Below are 21019 nucleotides of genomic sequence, written 5' to 3' on the forward strand. Positions count from 1 at the left end.
TCTCCTCCGATCAGCGAGCAGAGCTCGAGTAGGGCAGGAGTGCCATCTCGCGGGCGTTCTTCACGGCCTTCGCGATGACGCGCTGTTCCTGCACGGTCACGCCGGTGACGCGACGTGCACGGATCTTGCCACGGTCAGAAATGAACTTGCGGAGCGTTGCGGTGTCCTTGTAGTTGATGTTCGCCGCTTCGCCCTTCTTGAGCGGATTCGCCTTCTTCTTGATAGGCTTCCGGATCTCTGGCTTTGCCATGAGTATCTCCTGTGTGAGAAATGTCTATGCGTGGATCAGAACGGCGGTTCGTCGGCGCCGGGGTTGCCCCAGCCGCCGTTGTCGTTCTGCGGACTCGATGATGCCCACGGGTCGTTGCCCGGACCGTTGTTCCCCTGGTTGTAGCCGCCCTGGCGCTGACCACCCTGCTGCTGGTTGCCCTGCTGCGGGTTGTTGCCCCAGCCCGACGACTGCTGCTGGTAGCCGCCCTGCTGGCCGCCACCCTGCTGGTTGCCGCCGTAGCCGCCACCTCCGGAGAATCCGCCTCCGCCGCGTTCGTTCTTCGAGACCTGGGCGGTGGCACGGCGCAGGCTGGGGCCGACTTCGTCGACGTCCAGCTCCATGACCGTGCGCTTCTCGCCTTCCTTGGTCTCGAACGAGCGCGACTTCAGTCGGCCCTGCACGATGACCCGTGTGCCCCGCTGCAGCGATTCGGCGACGTTCTCGCCCATTTCACGCCAGACCGAGCAGCGCAGGAACAGGGTCTCCCCGTCCTTGAACTCGTTGGACTGACGATCGAAGATGCGCGGCGTCGAGGCCACGGTGAAGTTCGCGACTGCAGCACCATTGGGTGTGAAGCGCAGTTCGGGATCGCTTGTCAGGTTCCCGACGACCGTGATGACTGTTTCGCCTGCCATTGAATGCTCCTGTCAGCGAGGTCGCGTGACGCTTACTTGGCGTCCGGGCGGAGGATCTTGGTGCGCAGAACGGACTCGTTGAGTCCGAGCTGGCGATCGAGTTCCTTGGTCGTGGCCGGCTCCGCGTGGAAATCCACCACGACGTAGTAGCCTTCGGACTTCTTCTGGATCTCGTAGGCGAAGCGCCGACGTCCCCAGATGTCCACGTTGTCGACGGTTCCCTTCTCGGCCGGGACAACCTTGATCAGGTTGTTCACGGTGTCAGCCAACGTCCGCTCTTCGAGGTCGTTGTCGAGAATGAGCATGAGCTCGTAATGACGCATGTGTCACCCACCTCCTCTGGTCTCAGCGGCCATGGTCGGTCCATGGCAGGAGGGTAAATGCGTTGCCGTTCCGCCTTCGCACCGGTGTGCGAAATGAGAACAGACCTCACTATTCTACGCGACGGCCCTGCAGGCTGTCATGTCGGTCATCCGTGCCCTGACTGACGCTCGTCCGGTCCGTCCCCGCGCCGAGGCGGCTCACCGTTCCTGGCGACCGCGGGCTCCGGTCGGGGATCGTCGGCGTCGCTGCGCCGAGGCGGCCCACCGTCACGCAGCTGCCCGCGGATGCGCCGCCGGTGGAGGTTCTCCCCGGCGAAGACGACGACCATGATGAGGACGAAGAGCCGGAGCAGGGCGAAGAGTGCGATGAACGAGGGTTCGAGAGCTTTGTCCGGCTCGCTCGCGGCGATGTCGCCGAGCTGGATCGCGACGGCGAAGACCGCCTCGACGAGCGCCCAGGCGATGAGCACCCACCAGCGCGAGACGGCGAGGGCGAGGAACGGCAGGATCCACAGCGAATCCCACGGCATGAGCCCGGGAGCGAACACGAGCACCGCACCGATGAGCAGGCAGGCGGCCACAGCGGGATCGATGCCGCGCCGGGAGACGACGACCATCGCCGCGCCGACGGCGAGGACTGCGAGTCCGCTGACGACAATCCACACCATCGCCCACGTCTCCGCGTTCCCGATGCGGGCCATGAGGAGGATCGAGGCGAACGAGCCGCCGTCGATCGCGTCGGTCGTCCAGTGGACGATCCGGCTGAGCGCGGTGCCGTCGGCGATGAGGAGGAGCGCCGAGGTGATCGTCGCGGTCGCGATCATCATCAGCGGGCTGCGCGGGGCGAGCCGCCCGGCAGGGTGGAGCCCGGAGAGGGTGAGCGCGGCGAGGACGAGGAGGGCGAGCGGGTTGATGAACGTGGCGATGCCGAGCAGGATCCCCGCCAGCCACGGCTGCGGTGTCACCGGTGCGGGGGCGGCGACGAGGACGACGGCCCAGAGGCTGAGCGCCAGGGCGAGCGGATCGAGCGTCGAGCCGAGGGTGAAGAGGATCGCCGGTGAGGCGAAGACGGCGACGAGCCAGGCCCGCTGCCGCGCGAGCACGAGGAGGGCGACGCCGATCGCCGCGACGGCGAACACGTTGATGAGGAGGACAAACGTCATGAACACGGAGACGTCGTCGGTGACGAGCCGGAAGAGACCGACGAGACGGGCGTCGATGACCGAGAGGTCGGCGAGTCCGCCTTCCGCCCGGCCCACCGCCTGCGGGTTGAGCTGACCGAGGAACGACGCGGAGAGGGGCCCGGCGCACATCCTGGCCGCGGCACTCGGCTGCTGGTAGCCCGAGCTCAGGCACGGCGCCTGGAGGGCGAGCGCGAGGAACGTCGTCACTCCGAGGACGCCGGCGAGGACATAGGCCTGAGTGCGCCGGTACACCGCCGAGGCGACACCGCGGTGAATGCCGTCCGGACCGCCGAGCAGAGGCTCGGCGATCCGGGTGGCGTGGTTCAAAGGCATATTCAGAGGTTACCGGTCACGGCTTCCCCGAGCGGAATCATCCGCCCGGTGCGACCGGGGCGCGAGTGGAGCCGCCGTTTCCGCCCCCACCGCTGGAGCCGTTGCCGCCGCCGGTGTCGCCACCCGAACCGCCGCCTCCGCCGCTGCCGGAGCCGCCTCCGCCGTCACTGGAACCTCCGCCGCCGGAGCCCGAGCCACCAGTGCTCGTGCCACCGCCGTCTTCGTCGCCCCGGTTACCGCCGCCGGTCGACGACCCGGTGTCGTTTCCGGTGTCTCCGGTGTCCTTCGAGCCTTCGCTGTCCTTCGACCCGTCGGCAGAATCCTTCGAGTCGGACGATGAATCGGCGTCCTTCTCCTTGTCCTTGTCCTTCTCCGAGTCCTTGTTCTCGTCGTCGGCAGGCTTCTTCGTCGGTTCGTCGACCGGCGCCTTCTTCTTCGTGTCCTCACCGTCGTCCTTCGGCTGCGGACGCGGGGCCGGAGGAGCGTTCGTGTTGACGGGCTTCTTCACCTCGGGCAGAGTTCCGCGCTTCGGGAACTTCTCGACCTCGGTGCCCTCGAGGGCGGCCTTCATGTAGTCGGTCCACACCTGGATCGGGAACGACCCACCCGTGACCTCACCGCGGCCGCCGTAGGGTCCGATCGGAACCGACTTGCCGTCGACCTCACGGTAGAGGACGACCGAGGTCGCCAGCTGCGGGGTGTAGCCGGAGAACCAGGCGGACTTGTTCGACGTCGACGTACCGGTCTTGCCGGCGGCGGGACGACCGAGGTTCTGTGCGTAGCTGCCCGAACCGCCGTTGACGACCTGGCTGAGCGCGTAGGTGGTCTCCGCTGCGACGGCCTTGTCGAAGACTCGCTTGCCCTCGGTGTCGGCCTTGTAGACCTCTTCGCCGTCCTTCGAGATCGACTCGATCGAGTGGGTCTCGTGGCGGACGCCGTTCGAGGCGAACGTCGCGTACGCCGTCGCCATGTCGATGACCTTGACGCTCGGGGTGCCGAGGACGTTCGCGGCGTTCGGCGTGAGGTCGATCGTGCAGCTGCTCGTGTCACCCGAGGCCATCTGCTCCTTCGTGCAGTTGGGGCTCAGGCCCGCCCGCTGCGCGACGTCGACGGTCTTGTCGGGACCGACCTGGACGTTGAGCGCGGCGTACGCGGTGTTGATCGAGGACTGTGTGGCCTTGAGCAGCGTCACCGGACCGTAACTCGAGTTGCCGAAGTTGCTGACCTCCCACGGCGTGCCGTCGTTGTTCAGCGTCGTCGGGCTGCCGGGGTAGCGGTCGGACAGGCGCACGCCGTTCTCGAAGCCGGCCACAAGAGCGAAGGGCTTGAATGTCGAACCCGCCTGCGCGTGTCCCTGGGTCGAGGTGTTGAACGCCTGGTCGAGGTAGTTCTTGCCGCCGTAGAACGCCTCGATGCCACCGGTCTTCGGGTCGATCGAGACGAGTCCGGCCTGGAGTCCCTTCGGCTGGTTGCTCGGCAGGGACTCGATGGCCTTCTCGGCTTCCTTCATCCGGTCTTCGTCGAAGGTCGTGACGATGTTGTAGCCGCCGCGATCGAGCTGCGACTCATCGATGTTGAGCTTGGCCATCGCCTCCTTGCGGACGTACTCCCACATGTAGCCCTTCTGGCCGCTCAGGGAGTCCTCCTTGCTCGGAGGCTGGACCTCGGGCATCTCGACCTGGTCGGCCTGCTCCTGCGTGATGAAGCCCTCGTCGACCATCGACTTGATGACGTAGTTGAAGCGGTCCTCGTAGGCGCCCGGATCCTCCGCGGGGTCCGCGGCGCCGGGGCGCTGGATCATCGCGGCGAGCAGCGCGGACTCGCTGACGTCGAGGTCCTTCGCCGACTTGCCGAAGTAGTTCTGGCTGGCGACCTCGACGCCGTACGAGCGGCGGCCGAGGTAGATCGTGTTGAGGTAGTTCGCGAGGATCTCGTCCTTGCTCTGCTGCTGGTCGATCTTGAGCGCGATGAACATCTCCTTGACCTTGCGGTCGAGGGAGTGCTCGTTCGTCAGGTAGAAGTTCTTCACGTACTGCTGGGTGATCGTCGACCCGCCGCCCGCGTACTGGTTGGTGACGACGCCGACGACGGCGCGGGAGAGACCCTTGACCGAGATGCCGCGGTTCTCGTAGAACGAGGTGTCCTCCGCGGCGATCGCCGCCTTCTGCATCGGTTCGGAGATCTCGTCGATGGGCACCGACTTGCGGTCCTCGATCTTGTAGTGGCCGATCGGCGTCTTGCCGTCGGCGTAGTAGATCGTCGACGTCTGACCGGTCGCCTCGAGGTTCGGCTCCGGGATGTCGGTCGTCGCATAGCCGATGGCGAATGCGATGCATCCGAGGATGACGGCGCTGAGGCCGCCGACGACGAGGATGCGAAGACTCGGCAGGAAGCGCGTCCAACCGCTCACGCCCGCACGCGGGTAGTTGAGCAGATTCTTCGCCGTCCTGCCTTTGGTGTTCGTGGGATTCTCAGCCTTGGCCATCCACAGTCCTCCAGGTCTTCTCCGTGCGCCGCAGCGGAGTCGCGACGGGGGTGGAAAAAGGGTCACAAATGAGCTTCAGTTTCGCACGCGTTCATTGGAACACCGTGAAAAATGCGGGATTACGCGCGCATTCAACTACTCCGCGGTAGAGCAGAAATCGTACCGCACCCCTGTTCACCTGGGATTATACCTGCGTTTGCGTAAAGCAAACACTCAGACTGCGTGATTCCTCACATTCAGACGTCGCGGCACCGTCGTGCCCATTCTATGAGGTCGCCCCGGGTGCTGCCGAATCCGGCGCTTCGCTCACCCCTTGAGGTCGAAGTCCGTGTCGGCGTATTCGGTCCCCTCGACGGCCGGTTCGCCGCTGAAGGGGTGGAGCTGATCCTCCCGTGCCCGCAGCTCCACGCGACGGATCTTGCCGGAGATCGTCTTGGGCAGCTCGGCGAATTCGAGACGGCGGATCCGCTTGTACGGCGCGAGGTTGGCGCGGCAGTACGCGAGGATGTCCCGCGCGGTCTCCGCGTTCGCCTCGTATCCGCCGGTGAGCACCACGTAGGCCTTCGGCACGGCGAGCCGCACCGGATCCGGGGAGGGGACGACAGCCGCCTCGGCGACGGCGTCGTGCTCGATGAGCACGCTCTCGAGTTCGAACGGGGAGAGCCGGTAGTCGCTGGCCTTGAACACGTCGTCGGCGCGCCCGACGTACGTGATGTAGCCGTCCTCGTCCCGCTCTGCGACGTCACCGGTGTGGTAGACGCCGTCGGCGAACGCCTCGGCGGTCTTCTCCGGATTGTTCCAGTACCCGGCCGTCAGCCCCAGGGGCGGAGGATCGAGGAGCAGGCAGATCTCGCCCTCGCTGCCCTCCTCGCCGGTCGCGGGATCGATGAGGACGACGTCGTATCCGGGCAGGACCTTGCCCATCGACCCGGACTTGAGCGGCTGATCCGGCGAATTGCCGATCTGCAGGGTCGTCTCGGTCTGTCCGTACCCGTCGCGGATGAGCACGCCCCAATCGCTCTTCACCCGGTCGATGACCTCCGGGTTGAGGGGTTCGCCGGCCCCGAGCGCCTTCGTCGGCGGGGTCTTGAGATGGGTGAGGTCGGCCTGGATGAGCATCCGCCACACGGTCGGCGGCGCGCAGAAGCTCGTCACGCCCACCCGGTCCATGGTGTCCATGAGGGCGTTGGCATCGAAGCGGGAGTAGTTGTAGAGGAACACGCACGATTCGGCGATCCACGGGGTGAAGATGTTCGACCACGCATGCTTGGCCCACCCAGGTGAGGCGACGTTGAGATGGACGTCGCCGGGGGTCAGACCCATCCAGTACATCGTCGAGAGGTGGCCGACAGGGTAGGAGACGTGGGTGTGGGCGACCATCTTCGCCTTCGACGTCGTCCCCGAGGTGAAGTAGAGGAGGAGCAGGTCGTCGGCCCGGGAGCGGCCGTGCGGGTCGAATTCGGTGCTCTCCTCATCGGCGTCGACGTAGTCGTAGTCCTGCTGCCTGGTCGGCTCGCCGCCGACGACGATGCGGATGACCTCGGCGTCGACGTCGTCGAACTTCGCCGCATCCTCGGGCCCGGCGACGACGAACTCCGCCTGCCCGCGCTCGACCCGGTCGTTCAGGTCGATCGGGCCGAGCTGCGTGGTCGTCGGCAGGAGCACGGCGCCGAGCTTGATGCCGGCGAGCATCGTCTCCCAGAGTTCGACCTGATTGCCGAGCATGACCATGACATGGTCGCCGCGCTTGACGCCTGACCGCCGGAGGAAGTTCGCCACCTGGTTCGAGCGGGCGGCGAGCTCGGCGAAGCTCCACTTGCCCTCCGTGCCGTCCTGCTCGACGATCCACAGCGCGGGGCTGTCGTTGTCGACGGCGATCTGGTCGAACCAGTCGATGCCGAAGTTGAAGTGCGTGAACTGCGGCCACGCGAAATCGGCGCGCGCGGCCTCGTAGTCGGTGCGCTGGTCGATCAGCCGGTCCCTGGCGCTGCGGAACTCGTCGGTCACAGTCATCACGGTCTCCTCGCGTGCTCGCTCACCGTCGCCTGTGACGACGGACACATGGTCTCGAGACCGAAGTTACCAGGTGCCCTCCCGCTGCGACACCGGCAGGGGTGGGGTGACCTGCGGTCTCATTCCGCGGGAGCGTTCTCCGCCCACCAGGCCCGCAGCTCCGCCTCGGCGCGCTCGGCACCCAACGGCCCATGTTCGAGACGCAGCTCGAGGAGATGCTTGTACGCCTTCCCGACGAGCGGGGAGGGCTCGAGGCCGAGGATCTCCATGATCTGCCGCCCGTCGAGGTCGGGGCGGATCGCCGCGAGCTCCTCCTGTTCGGCGAGCGCGGAGATCCGGTGCTCGAGATCGTCGTAGGCGAAGGCGAGCCGGTCGGCCTTCTTCCGGTTCCTGGTCGTGACATCGGCGCGGGTGAGGATGTGGAGGCGCGTGAGCAGGGAACCGGCATCGGTGACGTAGCGGCGGACGGCGGCATCGGTCCAGCCGGCATCGCCGTAGCCGTAGAAGCGCAGGTGGAGTTCGACGAGGCGGGCCACCGCCTTCGTCGTGTCCTTGTCGAAGCGCAGGGCCTTCATCCGCTTCGCGGTGAGCTTCGCGCCGACGACATCATGATGGTAGAAGGTCACGGCCCCGCCGTTGACGAAGTTCCGCGTTGCAGGTTTGCCGACATCGTGCATGAGCGCGGCGAACCGGACGACGAAGTCGGGTTCGGGCAGGTGCTGCGGGTCGTCGTCGCTCATGTCCGCGCGTCGCTGCCGGGCCGCGTACTCGGCTTCGAGGTCGACGGCCTGCCGGAGCACGGTGAGGCTGTGCTGGTAGACGTCCTTGTGCCGGTGGTGTTCGTCGGTTTCGAGCCGCAGGCCGGAGACTTCTGGGAGCACATGGTCGGCGAGCCCGGTGCGCACGAGGAGGTCGATGCCGGCGGCCGGGTCCGTGCCGGTGATGAGCTTGACGAGTTCGACCTGGATGCGTTCGGCGGAGATGATCGCGATCCGCCCCGCCATCGCCTCCATCGCCGCTTCGACCGCGGGGTCCGGGTCGAGGCCGAGCTGCGAGGTGAATCGGGCCGCCCGCATCATCCGCAGCGGGTCGTCGGAGAATGAGTCCTCGGCCGCCCCGGGGGTGCGGATGCGCCCGGCGAGGAGGTCGTCGAAGCCCTGGTGGGGGTCGACGAAGGTCTTCTGGGGCAGGCGGACGGCCATCGCCCCGATCGTGAAGTCGCGGCGGACGAGGTCGTCGTCGAGGCTGTCGCCGAACCGGACGACCGGTTTGCGCGATTCGGGCTCGTACGCCTCGGCGCGGTAGGTGGTGATCTCGATCTGGACGCCGGACTTCATCGCCCCGATCGTGCCGAACTCGCGACCGATGTCCCAGTGCGCGTCGGCCCAGTCGGAGATGAGGGCGAGGATGTCGTCGGGCCGGGCGTCGGTGGTGAAGTCGAGATCGGGCATCGGCCGACCGAGAAGTGCGTCACGGACGGACCCCCCGACGAGGGCGAGTTCGAATCCGGCGTCAGCGAAGCGGCGGCCGAGGGGCTCGAGGATGTCATCGAGGTCGTCGAGCCTGTCGTACAGCCGGACGTGCGCGCTCTGCGGATCCACCGAACTCCTTCTTCTCGATCGTCAGGTTCCCTGCCGGAGGCAACCTCCAGCCTACCGGGAGCGCGTCGGACGAAACTTCCAAGAATCGACCATTAAGGTAGGAGAATGACCACACCGATGCCCAAACCTGGACCCCGGGCATCCCGCCGCACGACGGTCGAGGAGACTTCCGCCGGGGGCATCGTCGTCGACTTCGCCAGCGATGATCTCAGTGTGGCCGTCATCGCCCGGCTCAATCGGGCGGGCCGACTCGAGTGGTGCCTGCCCAAGGGTCACCTCGAGGGAGCGGAGACCGCCGCCGAGGCGGCCCGCCGTGAGGTCGAGGAGGAGACCGGGATCTCCGGCCAGGTCATCTGCCCGCTCGGCACCGTCGACTACTGGTTCACCGTCACCGGCATCCGGATCCACAAGCTCGTCCACCATTTCCTCCTGCGCGCCCGGTCGGGCACGCTCACCGTCGACAACGATCCCGATCAGGAGGCCGTCGACGCCGCCTGGGTGCCGTTCGACGACCTGCGATCGACGCTGTCGTTCGCCAACGAACGCCGCATCGTCGCCGCTGCTCGTCCCATGGTGCGCCAGTGGGAGCTGTGAGAGCGGTGTCCGGGTGGACCGCCGGATGAGGACAGAGGACCTGTGATCACGCGCTTCCTCTTCGCGCTGCTGAGTGCGACCCTGCTGCTGGCAGGGTCGGTCTTCGCGTACCCCCTGACCGCCTCGGCGACTCAGTCCGGCACCGCCTCACCGACGCGCTCGAGCGGCACCGGGGCCGCCGACGGCGGGGAATCGGGAACCGGAGTCTCGATCGCCCTCACCGAGGTGACCCCCTGGCTCAACGGCAGCGGGACGCTCACGGTCCGCGGGACCGTGACGAATTCGACGGATGCCGCGATCTCCGACCCCACCCTGCGGCTGGGCATGTCGACGCGCAACCTCGACGCCGAATACCGCATCGAGGCGTGGAAGTCCGACCCCTCGATGCACCGCGTCATCGCCGATCTCGACGACAACGGACCCGATGCGAGGAACCGGGCCGACGCCGGCAGCTCCGGCGACAACGACCCCGTCACCGCCGTCGACGCGACGTTCGCCGACCAGCTCGGCCCGGGTGCCACCGGCGAATTCACGATGACCGTGCCGGCTGACCAGCTCGGCCTGCCGCGGTCCTCACCGAACACCTCGTGGGGTCCGCGCGGCCTCAGCGTCCAGCTCAGCGACACCTCGGGGGCATTGGCGACCGGCGTCGCGTTCACGACGTGGTACCCGGATCCGAAGTTCGATCAGACCCGGATCAGCTTCCTCGCCCCGGTCACACTGCCCGGCTACACCGGCGACGGGCTCATCAGCGCCGAGGAGCTCGATCGGGCCATCGCCGCCGACGGTCCCCTCACCGCTGTCAACGGAGTCCTCAAGACCCCCGGCGTCGCGATCGCGCTCGACCCGCGGATCATCGCCTCGTTCGAGGCCGCCGTCGCCGAACCTGCGCCTCCCGGCGACGACGGAGACACCGCGGCCACCGAGGAGCCTTCGGCACCGGCCACGGACGCCGGCACCGCCCCGCCGGAGGACGATCCGGGCGCGCAGAGCCCCGAAGAGGAGAAGGCAGCAGCGGAGCGTCGACAGCGGCTCGACACGTGGTACCGGGACTTCCTCGAGACCGCCGGCTCCCACACCGTCATCGCGCTGCCCTTCGGCGATCCCGATCAGGCATCGCTGGCCGGCAAGGAGCTCGACGACCTCGGCCGGTTCGCGCAGGAGGAGAAGCGGCTCGTCAAGGACGTCCTGCCGAAGGCGCGGACCGACATCGGATGGCCGATCGCCGGGACCGCGACCCGCGCCGATCTCGCCGCGCTGTCGGCGGCCGGCAACAAAACGATCATCCTCGACGACGTCCAGCAGCCGCCGCTGTCGGGCATTCGGGAGAGCGCGCACTCGCAGACGCGGACGAACTCCGACGGCAGCTCGATGGTCGAAACGCTCATCAGCGACTCCGCTCTCACCGCCGCCAGTGCCGACGTCATCGCCGCCGACCGGCCGGCCGCGGCGATGAGCGAACTCGTCGCGACGACCGCGGCGATCCAGTCCGAGGCCCCCAACCGGTCCCGGCACCTCCTCGTCCCGCTGCCGCGGACGACCGCCTCGGCGCAGTGGGAGCAGGTCGTCTCCACGGTCGCAGGATCCCCGTGGGTCGACGCCGCGAGCCTCGACAGCCTGCTCAGCAGCGACATCCAGCCGCGCGGACTCCTCCAGAAGGCACAGGACCCTGAGCGCATCGCCACGAGCACCCTCGAAGGGCTCTCCGACATCCGTGCCCGGCAGTCGCAGTTCAACAGCGTCTTCACCGATCCCGACGCCGCGAATCGCCGCACCGATCGCGCGCTGCTCGGCTGCACCTCGGTGGCATGGACGCTCGGCGGCGACTCCGCGAGGTGCCTCGACCAGGCCCAGCAGACGAGTCAGGCCCAGCTCGACAGCCTCTACCTCGAGAAGGGATCGTCGGTGCTCCTCGTCACCGGGGAGAAGACGACGATCCCGGTGACGATCGTCAACGACTCCGGCGCCGAGGCGACGCTCAAGCTCTCGATGAAACCGCAGACTCCGCAGCTGCGGGCGCAGACGACCGAGACCGTCGTCGTGCCCCCAGCGGAGACGATGCGCGTCGACGTGCCCGTCGAGGGACTCGCCAATGCCGACGTGCCCACGCGCATCGAGATGATCTCCGAATCCGGGGTCGTCCTCCCGCAGAGCACCTCCCTGCTCGTCAGGGTGCGCGCGGACTGGGAGAACATCGGCACCGCCGTCGTCGGATTGGCGCTCGCGGCGGTGTTCGTGATCGGCTTGGTCAAGTCCGTGCGCCGCGGACGCAGGAAGATCCCGGAGCAGCAGCTGGCCGCAGCGGTCGCCCGGGCGAAGAACGACAACCCCGAGAGGAAGGGACAGTAAGTGGCGTCATTCTCCTCGCTCGCCCGCTCGTCGGCGATCATGACGGCAGGCACCCTGACCTCGCGGATCCTCGGCCTCGTCAAAGCCTCACTGCTCGCCCTCGCAATCAGCGTCACTGCGGTGCAGGCCGACGCCTTCGACGTCGCGAACAAAGTCCCGAACACGCTCTACATGCTGCTTGCCGGCGGCGTCGTCAACGCCGTCCTCGTGCCGCAGCTCGTCCGTGCGACCAAGCGCGACGACGGCGGCCAGGACTACACGAACCGGCTCCTCACCCTCTCGTTCCTCCTGCTCACGATCGTCACCGTCATCGCGACGCTCGCCGCCCCGATCCTCGTGTGGCTCTACTCCTCGGGATGGAGTCCCGAACAGCTCGCGCTGGCCACGGCCTTCGCCTACTGGTGTCTGCCGCAGATCTTCTTCTACGGGCTCTACACGCTGCTCGGCCAGGTGCTCAACTCGAAGTCCTCATTCGGCCCGTACATGTGGGCCCCGGTGCTCAACAACATCGTCGCGATCATCGGCCTCGCCATCTTCATCGTCGTCTTCGGCACGAACAACGCCTCCCCGCACACCCTCGACACGTGGACGCCGGACAAGATCGCCCTCCTCGGCGGGTCAGCGACACTCGGGGTCGCGGCACAGGCGCTCATCCTCATCTGGCCCCTCAAGCGCATCGGGTTCTCGTACCGACCGACCTTCGGATTCCGCGGAGTCGGCCTCGGCACCGCCGGCAAGGTCGCATTCTGGACGTTCGCCGCGATGCTCGTCGGCCAGCTCGGGTTCCTCGTCATCTCCCGGGTCGCCGCCGGCGCCTCGGTGCCGGGGGAAGAGAACGCGTCGAACGCGGCGTACACGTATGCCTACCTCGTCTTCATGCTTCCGCACTCGCTCATCGCGGTCTCACTCGCCACCGCCCTCTTCACATCGCTGAGCAGGAACGCCGCCGACCACGACACGGCGGCGGTGAAGTCGGACTTCTCGATGGGCGTGCGCACCGTCGGGCTCATCAACTCCTTCGCCGTGGCCGCCCTCGTCGTCCTCGCCTCGCCCGTGGCGATGATCATCGCCGGATCCGGCCGAGAACAGGCGACGGCGGTCGGGCTCGTCATCATCACGATGGTCTTCGGGCTCATCCCGTTCAGTGCGAACTACCTCGCCCAGCGCGTCTTCTACGCGTACGAGGACGCCCGTACCCCGTTCTTCATCCAGCTGCCCCAGATCATCTTCCAGTCCCTCGCGGTGCTCTCGGCGTCGATCTTCCCGAAGTCCGTGACGGTGGCGATCATCGGCCTCGTCATGAGCCTCGGATACCTGCTCGCGATGATCCTCTCGTTCGCACTCCTGCGCCGCCGCCTCGGCGACATCGACATCAGAGCGATCGCGCAGGCGCATGTGAAGTTCCTCCTCGCGGCGCTGGCAGCCGGCCTCGCCGGATTCGGAATGCTGCTGCTCTTCCCTGACTTCGCCCTCGCGGGTCAGTGGCAGGCCTTCGTCACCACGGCTGTCGTCGGATCGGTCATGCTCCTTGTCTATGTCGGTGCCTGTTTTCTGCTCCGTGTCAGAGAGTTGCATTCGATTATTGGGCTCGCAGCTGGGAAACTGAAGAGATAGCCTGCCCAATCCCCGCCCCGGAGGTGATCCCCCTGATCGATATCGAACCCGGCATGGTCGTAGCCGGTCGCTATGTCGTATCAACGGTCGACCGTCCCTGGCTCGAGGACAAGCCCGCCGTCGGCACAGTGTGCACGGCTCTCGATGCAATCCTCGATGAACCCGTCCTCATCCACGTCGCCGACGCCGAGGCCTCCTCCGACGTCCTCGAAGCCGCCCAGCGCGTCTCGATCCTCGGCGATCCCCGCATCGCGCCGACCCTCGACGTCGGCCATTCGAACGGCCTCGACTACGTCGTGTCCCAGCGCATCGCCGTCACCGCACTCGGACAGATCCTGCCGAAGACCCCGCTGCCCGTCGACGCGGCGAAGGCGCTCATCGGTGAGATCGGCACGGTTCTCGTCACCTCGGCGCGGCGCGGGCTCTTCCACATGTTCCTCCGGCCGAGCGTCGTCGGGATCACCTCCTCCGGCGGCGTCCTCGTCTCCGGTATCGGGATCGACGCGGCCCTGGCGCTGGGCACCGGGGTCATCGACCCGGACGACTACACGCCGACGAAGGCCTCCCGGCAGGACGCCCTCGACCTCATCCGGCTCTTCTATGCGGCGGTGACCGGCTACTGGCCCGCCGAGGAGGGCATGAGCGGAGTGCCTGCGGCTCCGCGGGAGAACTCCCGGATCGCGCGCGCGAAAGCGCTCAACCCCGAGGTTCCGGCAGAGCTCGACGATTTCATCAGCGGTGTGCTCACCGGGCACGATCCCGGTCCCGGATCCGTCGCCGAGGTGCTCGGCTTCATCGACGAGTGGGACGCCGAGCTCCTCCGCTACGTCAACCGCACTCCGGCGGCCGAGAACGACAAGCTCTTCGACGCCTCACCGGCGAGCTTCGAGGAGGCCACGAGCCTGCCGACGGCGGGAACGCCGACGATCGGCGGAGCGACGACACCGGCGAGCGAGGACCAGGTCAAAGCCGCGCTCGTGCGCATCGGCATCACCCGGCCGGGGACGAGGGGACTCGCTGCCGGAGTCTCCGGTCGCACCACCGGGCGATACGCCGATCGGATGCAGATGCGGAAGGCGTCGAGCTTCCCGATCGGGGCCGAGCAGATCGACAATGCCGCGAAGGACTGGGACGAGTGGCAGCCGGAACAGACCTACTCGGAGTACTCGGGCTACTCGGCCCACGAATACGACGAGAACCTCACCTCGCCGATCCTCAATCGCGACGAACCCGAGCCTGACACTCAGGCCCTCGACATCGTCGCGCTCGACGAGGCGGAGGACGAGAACGACACCCGCGTCATCATCGACGACGAGGACGACGGCTCGTGGTTCCTCGGGGGGATGTTCGAGACCTCGGAACAGCAGCGCGAGCATCAGCTGCGCGAATACGAGCGTGAGCGCCGGATCTCGAAGGCCAAGGAGGAAGAGGCGCGCAGGCGTCTGGCAGCACTCGAGGCGTCCTCCGCCGCCCGCCAGGAGGAGGCCAACGCCGCGACTCCGCCGAAGCAGATGCGCCGGCTCTCACCGGAGACCGTCGACGACGGCCCCACGGCAGCCGGCCTCGGCGCCGGGACCGCCGCTGCCCGCTCGGGCAACGGCGGTTCGGGTTCCGGTGGCGGTGCGGGGTCCGCAGGAGCAGGAGCCTCCGGCACAGGCGGTTCGCCCTCGAGCGGTCGCAGCCCCGCTGCCGGAGCCGCTGCTGGTGCCGGAGCTGCCGGAGTCGCGGGAGCAGCCGCTGGTGCTGGAGTCGCCGCTGGTGCCGGCGGAGCCGGTGCGCAGCCCCCCGGCGGCACGGGTGCGCAGTCGCCTGCCGCCGGTGGGCCAGGCGGCCACGGCGGGGGCGCGGCAGCGAGCTCCCGGGCCGTCGCAGCCGATGAGGACCCGCAGGCGGCGAAGGCGCGCACCCGCAAGCCCTTCGCGCTGCTCGTCCTCGGTCTCCTCGTCGTCGCAGCCGTCATCATCGGCATCATCGTCGTCAACCTCAACTCGGGCGGGGACGAGCCGACCGCCGCACCCGCCTCGACGGCTCCGAGTCAGCCGGCCGAAGAGCAGCCGACGGAAGAGCCTCAGGCTGAGCCGCCGGTGATCGACAAGGTCACGGCGCTCGATCCGCAGGGCGATGACACGGAGAACGACGATCAGGCCAAGGACGTCATCAAGGGCGAGAAGGGCTCGTGGCGCACCGACCGGTACAACTCGGCGGAGTTCGGCAACCTCAAGGACGGCGTCGGTCTGCTCTTCGAGTTCGAGAAGAAGGCCCCCGTCAGTGAGGTCACCGTCGTCGCGTCGACGTCCGGCGGAGCGTTCGAGATCCTCAGCGGATCTGACCCCGAGTCGGCGAAGAAGGTGGGCGAAGGGGAGTTCGACGATGCGAAGGACGGAGTCACCGTCACGCTCGATGAGGGCGTCGACACCGACAGCCTCATCCTCTGGGTCACCGAGCTGCCCCGCGACGACGGCGGCTACAGGGCCGTCATCAGCACCGTCGACATCACCTAGCGACGCGAACGGATGACACGCGAACCCCGTCGGGCGGTCGGCACCGATCGACAGCCTCGGCGAGGAATAGTCACCGAGTATGCTCGGTTACCTAGAGAACACCCAATCAGCGCCTCCGCGGCGCGACATGACAGAACACACAACAGGGACAGGGAACGCACATGACTGACACTCAACTCGTGATCATCGGGTCGGGACCGGCCGGATACACGGCCGCGATCTACGCCGCGAGGGCCAACCTGTCTCCTGTGGTCATCGCGGGCTCGGTGACGGCCGGCGGCGAGCTCATGAACACCACCGACGTCGAGAACTACCCCGGTTTCCCGGCGGGCATCCAGGGCCCTGAGCTCATGGAGAACATGCGCGAGCAGGCGGAGCGGTTCGGGGCTCAGGTCATCTACGACGACGTCGAGACGCTCAAGCTGCACCCCGGTGCCCATCAGATCGAAACCGCTCTCGGGTCCCGCTACACCGCGAAGGCCGTCATCCTCGCCACGGGATCGGCCTACCGCGAGCTGGGGCTGCCGAATGAGAAGAAGCTGTCGGGCCACGGAGTGAGCTGGTGCGCAACCTGCGACGGTTTCTTCTTCCGTGACCAGCACATCGCCGTCGTCGGCGGTGGCGATTCAGCGCTGGAAGAGGCGACGTTCCTCACTCGCTTCGCCTCGAAGGTCACGCTCATCCACCGCCGGCAGGAGCTGCGTGCCTCGCAGGCGATGCAGGATCGGGCGAAGGCCGACGACAAGCTCGAGTACATGCTCGACACCGAGGTCGAGGCGATCCACGGCGACGACGCGCTGACCGGGATCACCGTGCGCAATACGGTGACGGGAGAGACGTCAGAGCTGCCGGTGACCGGCCTGTTCGTCGCCATCGGCTCGGACCCCCGCACGAGCCTGTTCGCCGAGCAGCTGCCGCTGCGTCCAGACGGCTACCTCGAGGTCGAGGGCCGCTCGTCGAAGACCGCTGTCGAGGGCGTCTTCGCAGCCGGCGACGTCATCGACTCCGTCTACCGTCAGGCGATCACCGCAGCCGGATCCGGTTGCGCTGCGGCCCTCGACGCGGAGAACTACCTCGCGGATCTCGAGGCCTCCGATGTCCTCGAAGCCGAAGGTGACCACGAAGCCGCCGTCGAGGTGATGAACGCCTGAGCCCGTTTCCCTGAGGATCCGGTTGCCCTGAGGAGCAGATCTCCTTGAGGGCCGGAGGATCGTCGGCCCGGCGCGCCTCGGACTCGGGGAATGAAACCCGAGCGCACGCTGTTGCCGCTTATGACACTCACCAGCAGAAAGGGAGATCATGTCGACCGACGTAACTGACGCCACATTCGACGACACCGTCCTCAAGTCGGACAAGCCAGTGCTTGTCGACTTCTGGGCACCCTGGTGCGGGCCCTGCCGCATGGTCAGCCCCATCGTCGATCAGATCGCCGACGAGAACGCTGACAAGCTCACCGTCGTCAAGGTCAACACCGACGAAAACCTCGAGACCGCGAGCAAGTACGGAATCACCTCGATTCCCGCTCTCTACGTCTTCAAGGACGGCGAGGTCGCGAAGACCATCATCGGCGCCCGCCCGAAGCCTGCCCTCGAAGACGAGCTCAAAGACTTCATCTGATCAAGTTCCAAGGCGCCTGTTGTAATATCAACAGGCGCCTTCGGCGTACATCCCCGCAGTTTCACACCCTCAGCACAGCAGATTGGCACGACATTGAATCACCAGGAACGACCGCAGTTCAGAAGCGGAGACGCTTCAGAGGTCCTGCCGGCGATCAAATCGCAGATGGCACGTCTGGGTCTCAATGTCGGCGACCCCCGCGGAGAGGACTTCGACCGGCCGTTCGAACTCGCCGTTCGGCAGTTCCAGCAGACACGGGGGATCCTCTGCGATGGTGTGCTCGGCTCTGAGACGTTCACAGAGCTCGATCGTGCTCGTTTCCAGCTCGGTGACCGTGTGCTCCGTTTCGACCCCGTCAAGGTCCTCACAGGCGATGATGTGCTCACCCTCCAGCGCAGCCTGTCGGGTCTCGGCTTCTACGCCGGCCGCATCGACGCAGAGTACGGCGCGGCCACCGAAGAGGCCGTCAAAGAGCTGCAGATGGGTCTGGGAGCGAAGGTCGACGGCATCGCCGGTCCACAGACTCTCCGTGGCCTCGAAGCCGTCGATCGCAAGCACACGACCGGAAACCTCTATGCTCTCGAGGAGACGGCACGCGTCGCCGCGTCCGGAACCTCTTTGGCCGGTCGGACCTTCGTCATCGAAGCCGCCACCACCACGACCGACTTCGTCACGCTGCCGATGAATGAGTGGCAGTCGAAGCTCGAACGGGATGTCACTACAGATGTAGCCGGACGTCTGGCCGGACGCCTCGAGGCGGTCGGGGCCGGGGCCATCGTCCTCGACGGCGACGCGGCTGAGATCAACGCCGCAGATCAGCTCGGTGCCTCAGCTGTCATCACCGTCACCGCCGACGTCAGCCGCACGCCCGGAGCGAACGGTCTCGCGACGTTCTATTTCGGACACGAGGAGCACCCGGATCTCAACTCGCCTGTCGGGAAACGGCTGGCCTCGCTCATCCAGAGCGAGATCACTGCGCGCACGGGAATGCTTGACTGCCGATCGCACGGACGGACGTGGTCGTCTCTCAAACGACTCCGCACGCCTAAGGTCCATGTCGTCACGGGATACCTCACCAATGCCGACGATCGCAGCAACCTCGAGGACCCCGCGGTGAGAGACGCCATCGCCGACGGCATCGCCGCAGCGCTGCAGCGCCTCTACGTCAAGGAGGACGCCGACCCGGCAACCGGGACGCTCAGCCTCGCCGAGATCAAGGCCTACGGCTGACACGAGGCCGAATACCGGAGTCCGCAGCTGCTCCGAGATCGGGTCCTGAAGCTTCGCGAGTATTCCACCTTCCATGCGAGTCCGGTCGGCTCCTTCTGGCTGGGTCGGCTCCATTGTCAGACCGTTAGAGGCACCGCGTACGAGGCAACACGTTCGGGGAAGCGTTATTGCCGTAGCGTTGTCGAAGTAGCGTCTTCGAGGTACTGGTTTCGGGGCTGCGTATTCAAGTCACTGCTTTCGCGCCAGTGGTTTCGGACCAATGCGCCCTGGCCATTGCGTTTCGGATGTGTGAACGAACACCCACAGCAGCCGCTGACCGAATCGGTCGACAACCGGACCGCGCTCAGGCCATAACTGCCAACGGTCGAACTGTCGGATCTCTCTCGAGATCGGCGGCAGCGTCCACGTACGTGATCGCAAGACGGATTGAATCGGACGACTATGCGGCGATTCCACAGATCTGAGGCATCGGGACATCGTTGCCGTTTCACGTGAAACGGCAACGTTCTTGGCCACCTCACTGCACGGCTATCGATTACAGCGACCTCCTCATTCAGAATACAGCCGTATCTATGTCGGAATCCCGGTAACCGAACACCTCATAGACCGAACACGTTCTTGGCCTCGCCGCTTCTCCGCAGACCAAATGCAGTCATGGCCACGCGAATACTCGCCGGTACCTACTAGGGAATGAGCGAAGCAGCTCGGGCACGCGAGGTACTCTCGGTCCGTCAATCACACATCTGTCCGCGCGATAAGTACACAAACACATACTCAGCCGTAGCAAAAAAGGGTAAACAGCCGCACGGAGAATGAGCTGTTGTCTTGTCGCCGACCCGGACTGTGGTCTGTTCCGCTGCCCCAGAATTCCCAGCGTGACACCCCTCTACTCCCTCTCCGAGAACGACAACGTCGACTCCGCGGTTGGCAGCATACGCCTGGCATCCTCGTCGCTACCATGTCCCAGAGTGAGGGTTTCACGTGAAACACACCGGCCGTTTCACGTGAAACACCGCGGCGGTATCACGAAAGGCATGTCGTCTGGGGTCTCTCCGACAAGCATTGAAACCCGGCGTTGGATCGTTAGAGGTCGGAATCAAGCGGGTTCTCCCAACCATGCCCTGAGGACTCGACGCCCACTTTGTACGAACTAAGTCCGCTCATGGTTCCGTCGACCTCAGCGCTGAGTGCTAACGACCGCATAGGAAATCTGACTTCAACTGATTGCGATCCTGCCGGAGCTGCCCAAACCGAGACCAGCGCCGCCAGTATGCCAAAGATGAACAATCAGGAATGAAAGCAACGAGTGGCATTCCCGAGGCAGTTGATTGATCGAGAGTTCTCTTCAACGCCAGGGAATACCGCTTTGCCTACCGTTCCACGTGAAACGTCACGATGCAGCTGAATATCTTTGACAGAAAGCTCAAACCGTAGGGCAGCAGTCTCTCGACCTGAGAACCCTCATCGACTGTCCGAACTTGAGGACTCCGAACCATCCGCCGCCAAGCTTCAGCACTCTTTCTAGGGCTCAAGAGGGGGACACTTCGATCGACGTACGCCGAGCGTAGAGCCGCTCCATGCTCCCGGACCTTCCGGATGGGCAGTTTCACGTAACGCACCCGAACTCAGTAGCCCGACGCCTGTGCAAGACTTAGCCGAGACCGCCCACAAGGCAGGTCATCGATCCGGGGATTCTCCGTTTCACGTGAAACTAGCCTGTAGGTCGAACATAATGCTTCAAATCGAGGAGGGTCGCACCTCTCAACCGAAGCGTTGGCCAGGGGCCATTATCAAGCAAGTAACCCCGTTCCCAAACGCAGACACCGGCGCGCGGCCTCGTGCCCGACCGCAGTAGCAAACGCGAACGTTTCTCTAACGCCGTCTTCGTTGTAGACACCCTTAGTGGGGGCGCATTGCAGGCTGTCGACGAAATGAACTCGCGCACTCCATCGCCCAGCGGCCGAGAAGTGTGTCGACTATTCGTCGCTTCTGAGAACCCAACCGGGCTCGGTTTGCGGTCGACTGCATGCAACAACCAGAATGTTTCACGAACCCACTTACGGGGGCAGGCCCCCGGACCAGCTTCACTGAGGGCGTTTCACGTGAAACCACTAGTTCGACGCAGGGAGCAACTGTGATTTGACCACTTAGGTTTAAAACGTAGAAGCAGTCCTCGGGGTAGTAGGAGCGACGGCGAGCCCCACGCGTTAGGAAGCGCTGTTTCACGTGAAACGGACGACAAGCTGTAGAGCATAGTCCCGCGTGAAAC

The 21019-nt window shown here is 66.0% G+C and carries 14 protein-coding genes; 7 read left to right on the forward strand and 7 right to left on the reverse strand.

The features are described 5' to 3' along the window. Positions 1-10 precede the first annotated feature (10 nt). The 7 genes from rpsR to FFS20_RS09255 all read right to left on the reverse strand — a co-directional run bounded on the left by rpsR (position 11) and on the right by FFS20_RS09255 (position 8845). Positions 11-250 (reverse strand): 30S ribosomal protein S18, encoded by a 240-nt coding sequence (gene rpsR / locus FFS20_RS09225; RefSeq protein ID WP_009376853.1) that lies wholly within the window; start codon positions 248-250, stop codon positions 11-13. Between the two features lie 35 nt (positions 251-285). Further along, the gene (locus FFS20_RS09230; RefSeq protein ID WP_137825554.1) at positions 286-906 is read right to left on the reverse strand and encodes a single-stranded DNA-binding protein; all 621 of its coding nucleotides are present in this window, start codon (positions 904-906) and stop codon (positions 286-288) included. A gap of 32 nt (positions 907-938) precedes the next feature. Beyond that, positions 939-1229 (reverse strand): 30S ribosomal protein S6, encoded by a 291-nt coding sequence (gene rpsF, locus FFS20_RS09235; RefSeq protein ID WP_137825555.1) that lies wholly within the window; start codon positions 1227-1229, stop codon positions 939-941. A gap of 146 nt (positions 1230-1375) precedes the next feature. Further along, the gene (locus FFS20_RS09240) at positions 1376-2746 is read right to left on the reverse strand and encodes a hypothetical protein (protein WP_212743316.1); all 1371 of its coding nucleotides are present in this window, start codon (positions 2744-2746) and stop codon (positions 1376-1378) included. Between the two features lie 37 nt (positions 2747-2783). Beyond that, entirely contained in the window at positions 2784-5231 is a 2448-nt protein-coding gene (locus tag FFS20_RS09245; protein WP_249356759.1) for a transglycosylase domain-containing protein, read from the reverse strand. Positions 5232-5537: 306 nt separating this feature from the next. Then, positions 5538-7244, reverse strand: a complete 1707-nt coding sequence (locus tag FFS20_RS09250; RefSeq protein ID WP_137825556.1) for an AMP-binding protein — start codon at positions 7242-7244, stop codon at positions 5538-5540. Positions 7245-7363: 119 nt separating this feature from the next. Continuing rightward, entirely contained in the window at positions 7364-8845 is a 1482-nt protein-coding gene (locus tag FFS20_RS09255; RefSeq protein ID WP_137825557.1) for a CCA tRNA nucleotidyltransferase, read from the reverse strand. Positions 8846-8950: 105 nt separating this feature from the next. Between FFS20_RS09255 and FFS20_RS09260 the strand changes: the two genes are divergently transcribed. The 7 genes from FFS20_RS09260 to FFS20_RS09295 all read left to right on the forward strand — a co-directional run bounded on the left by FFS20_RS09260 (position 8951) and on the right by FFS20_RS09295 (position 18750). Further along, positions 8951-9439 (forward strand): NUDIX hydrolase, encoded by a 489-nt coding sequence (locus FFS20_RS09260; protein ID WP_171007038.1) that lies wholly within the window; start codon positions 8951-8953, stop codon positions 9437-9439. A gap of 42 nt (positions 9440-9481) precedes the next feature. Next, positions 9482-11788: a DUF6049 family protein gene (locus FFS20_RS09265; RefSeq protein ID WP_137825558.1), complete on the forward strand. Its 2307-nt coding sequence runs from the start codon at positions 9482-9484 to the stop codon at positions 11786-11788. After that, positions 11789-13402: a murein biosynthesis integral membrane protein MurJ gene (gene murJ / locus FFS20_RS09270; protein ID WP_137825559.1), complete on the forward strand. Its 1614-nt coding sequence runs from the start codon at positions 11789-11791 to the stop codon at positions 13400-13402. It abuts the gene before it with no gap. 53 nt (positions 13403-13455) lie between these two features. Continuing rightward, a complete protein-coding gene (locus FFS20_RS17920) occupies positions 13456-15903 on the forward strand; it encodes a virulence factor MviN (protein WP_249356760.1) in 2448 nt (815 codons plus the stop codon). Positions 15904-16064: 161 nt separating this feature from the next. Continuing rightward, a complete protein-coding gene (gene trxB / locus FFS20_RS09285; RefSeq protein ID WP_137825560.1) occupies positions 16065-17054 on the forward strand; it encodes a thioredoxin-disulfide reductase in 990 nt (329 codons plus the stop codon). 148 nt (positions 17055-17202) lie between these two features. Continuing rightward, positions 17203-17520: a thioredoxin gene (gene trxA, locus FFS20_RS09290; RefSeq protein WP_137825561.1), complete on the forward strand. Its 318-nt coding sequence runs from the start codon at positions 17203-17205 to the stop codon at positions 17518-17520. Between the two features lie 93 nt (positions 17521-17613). Next, positions 17614-18750: a peptidoglycan-binding protein gene (locus FFS20_RS09295; RefSeq protein WP_137825562.1), complete on the forward strand. Its 1137-nt coding sequence runs from the start codon at positions 17614-17616 to the stop codon at positions 18748-18750. Positions 18751-21019: the final 2269 nt, after the last annotated feature.

Origin of the sequence: Brevibacterium sp. 2SA, from assembly GCF_005502845.1 — a bacterium.
Classification (GTDB): domain Bacteria; phylum Actinomycetota; class Actinomycetes; order Actinomycetales; family Brevibacteriaceae; genus Brevibacterium.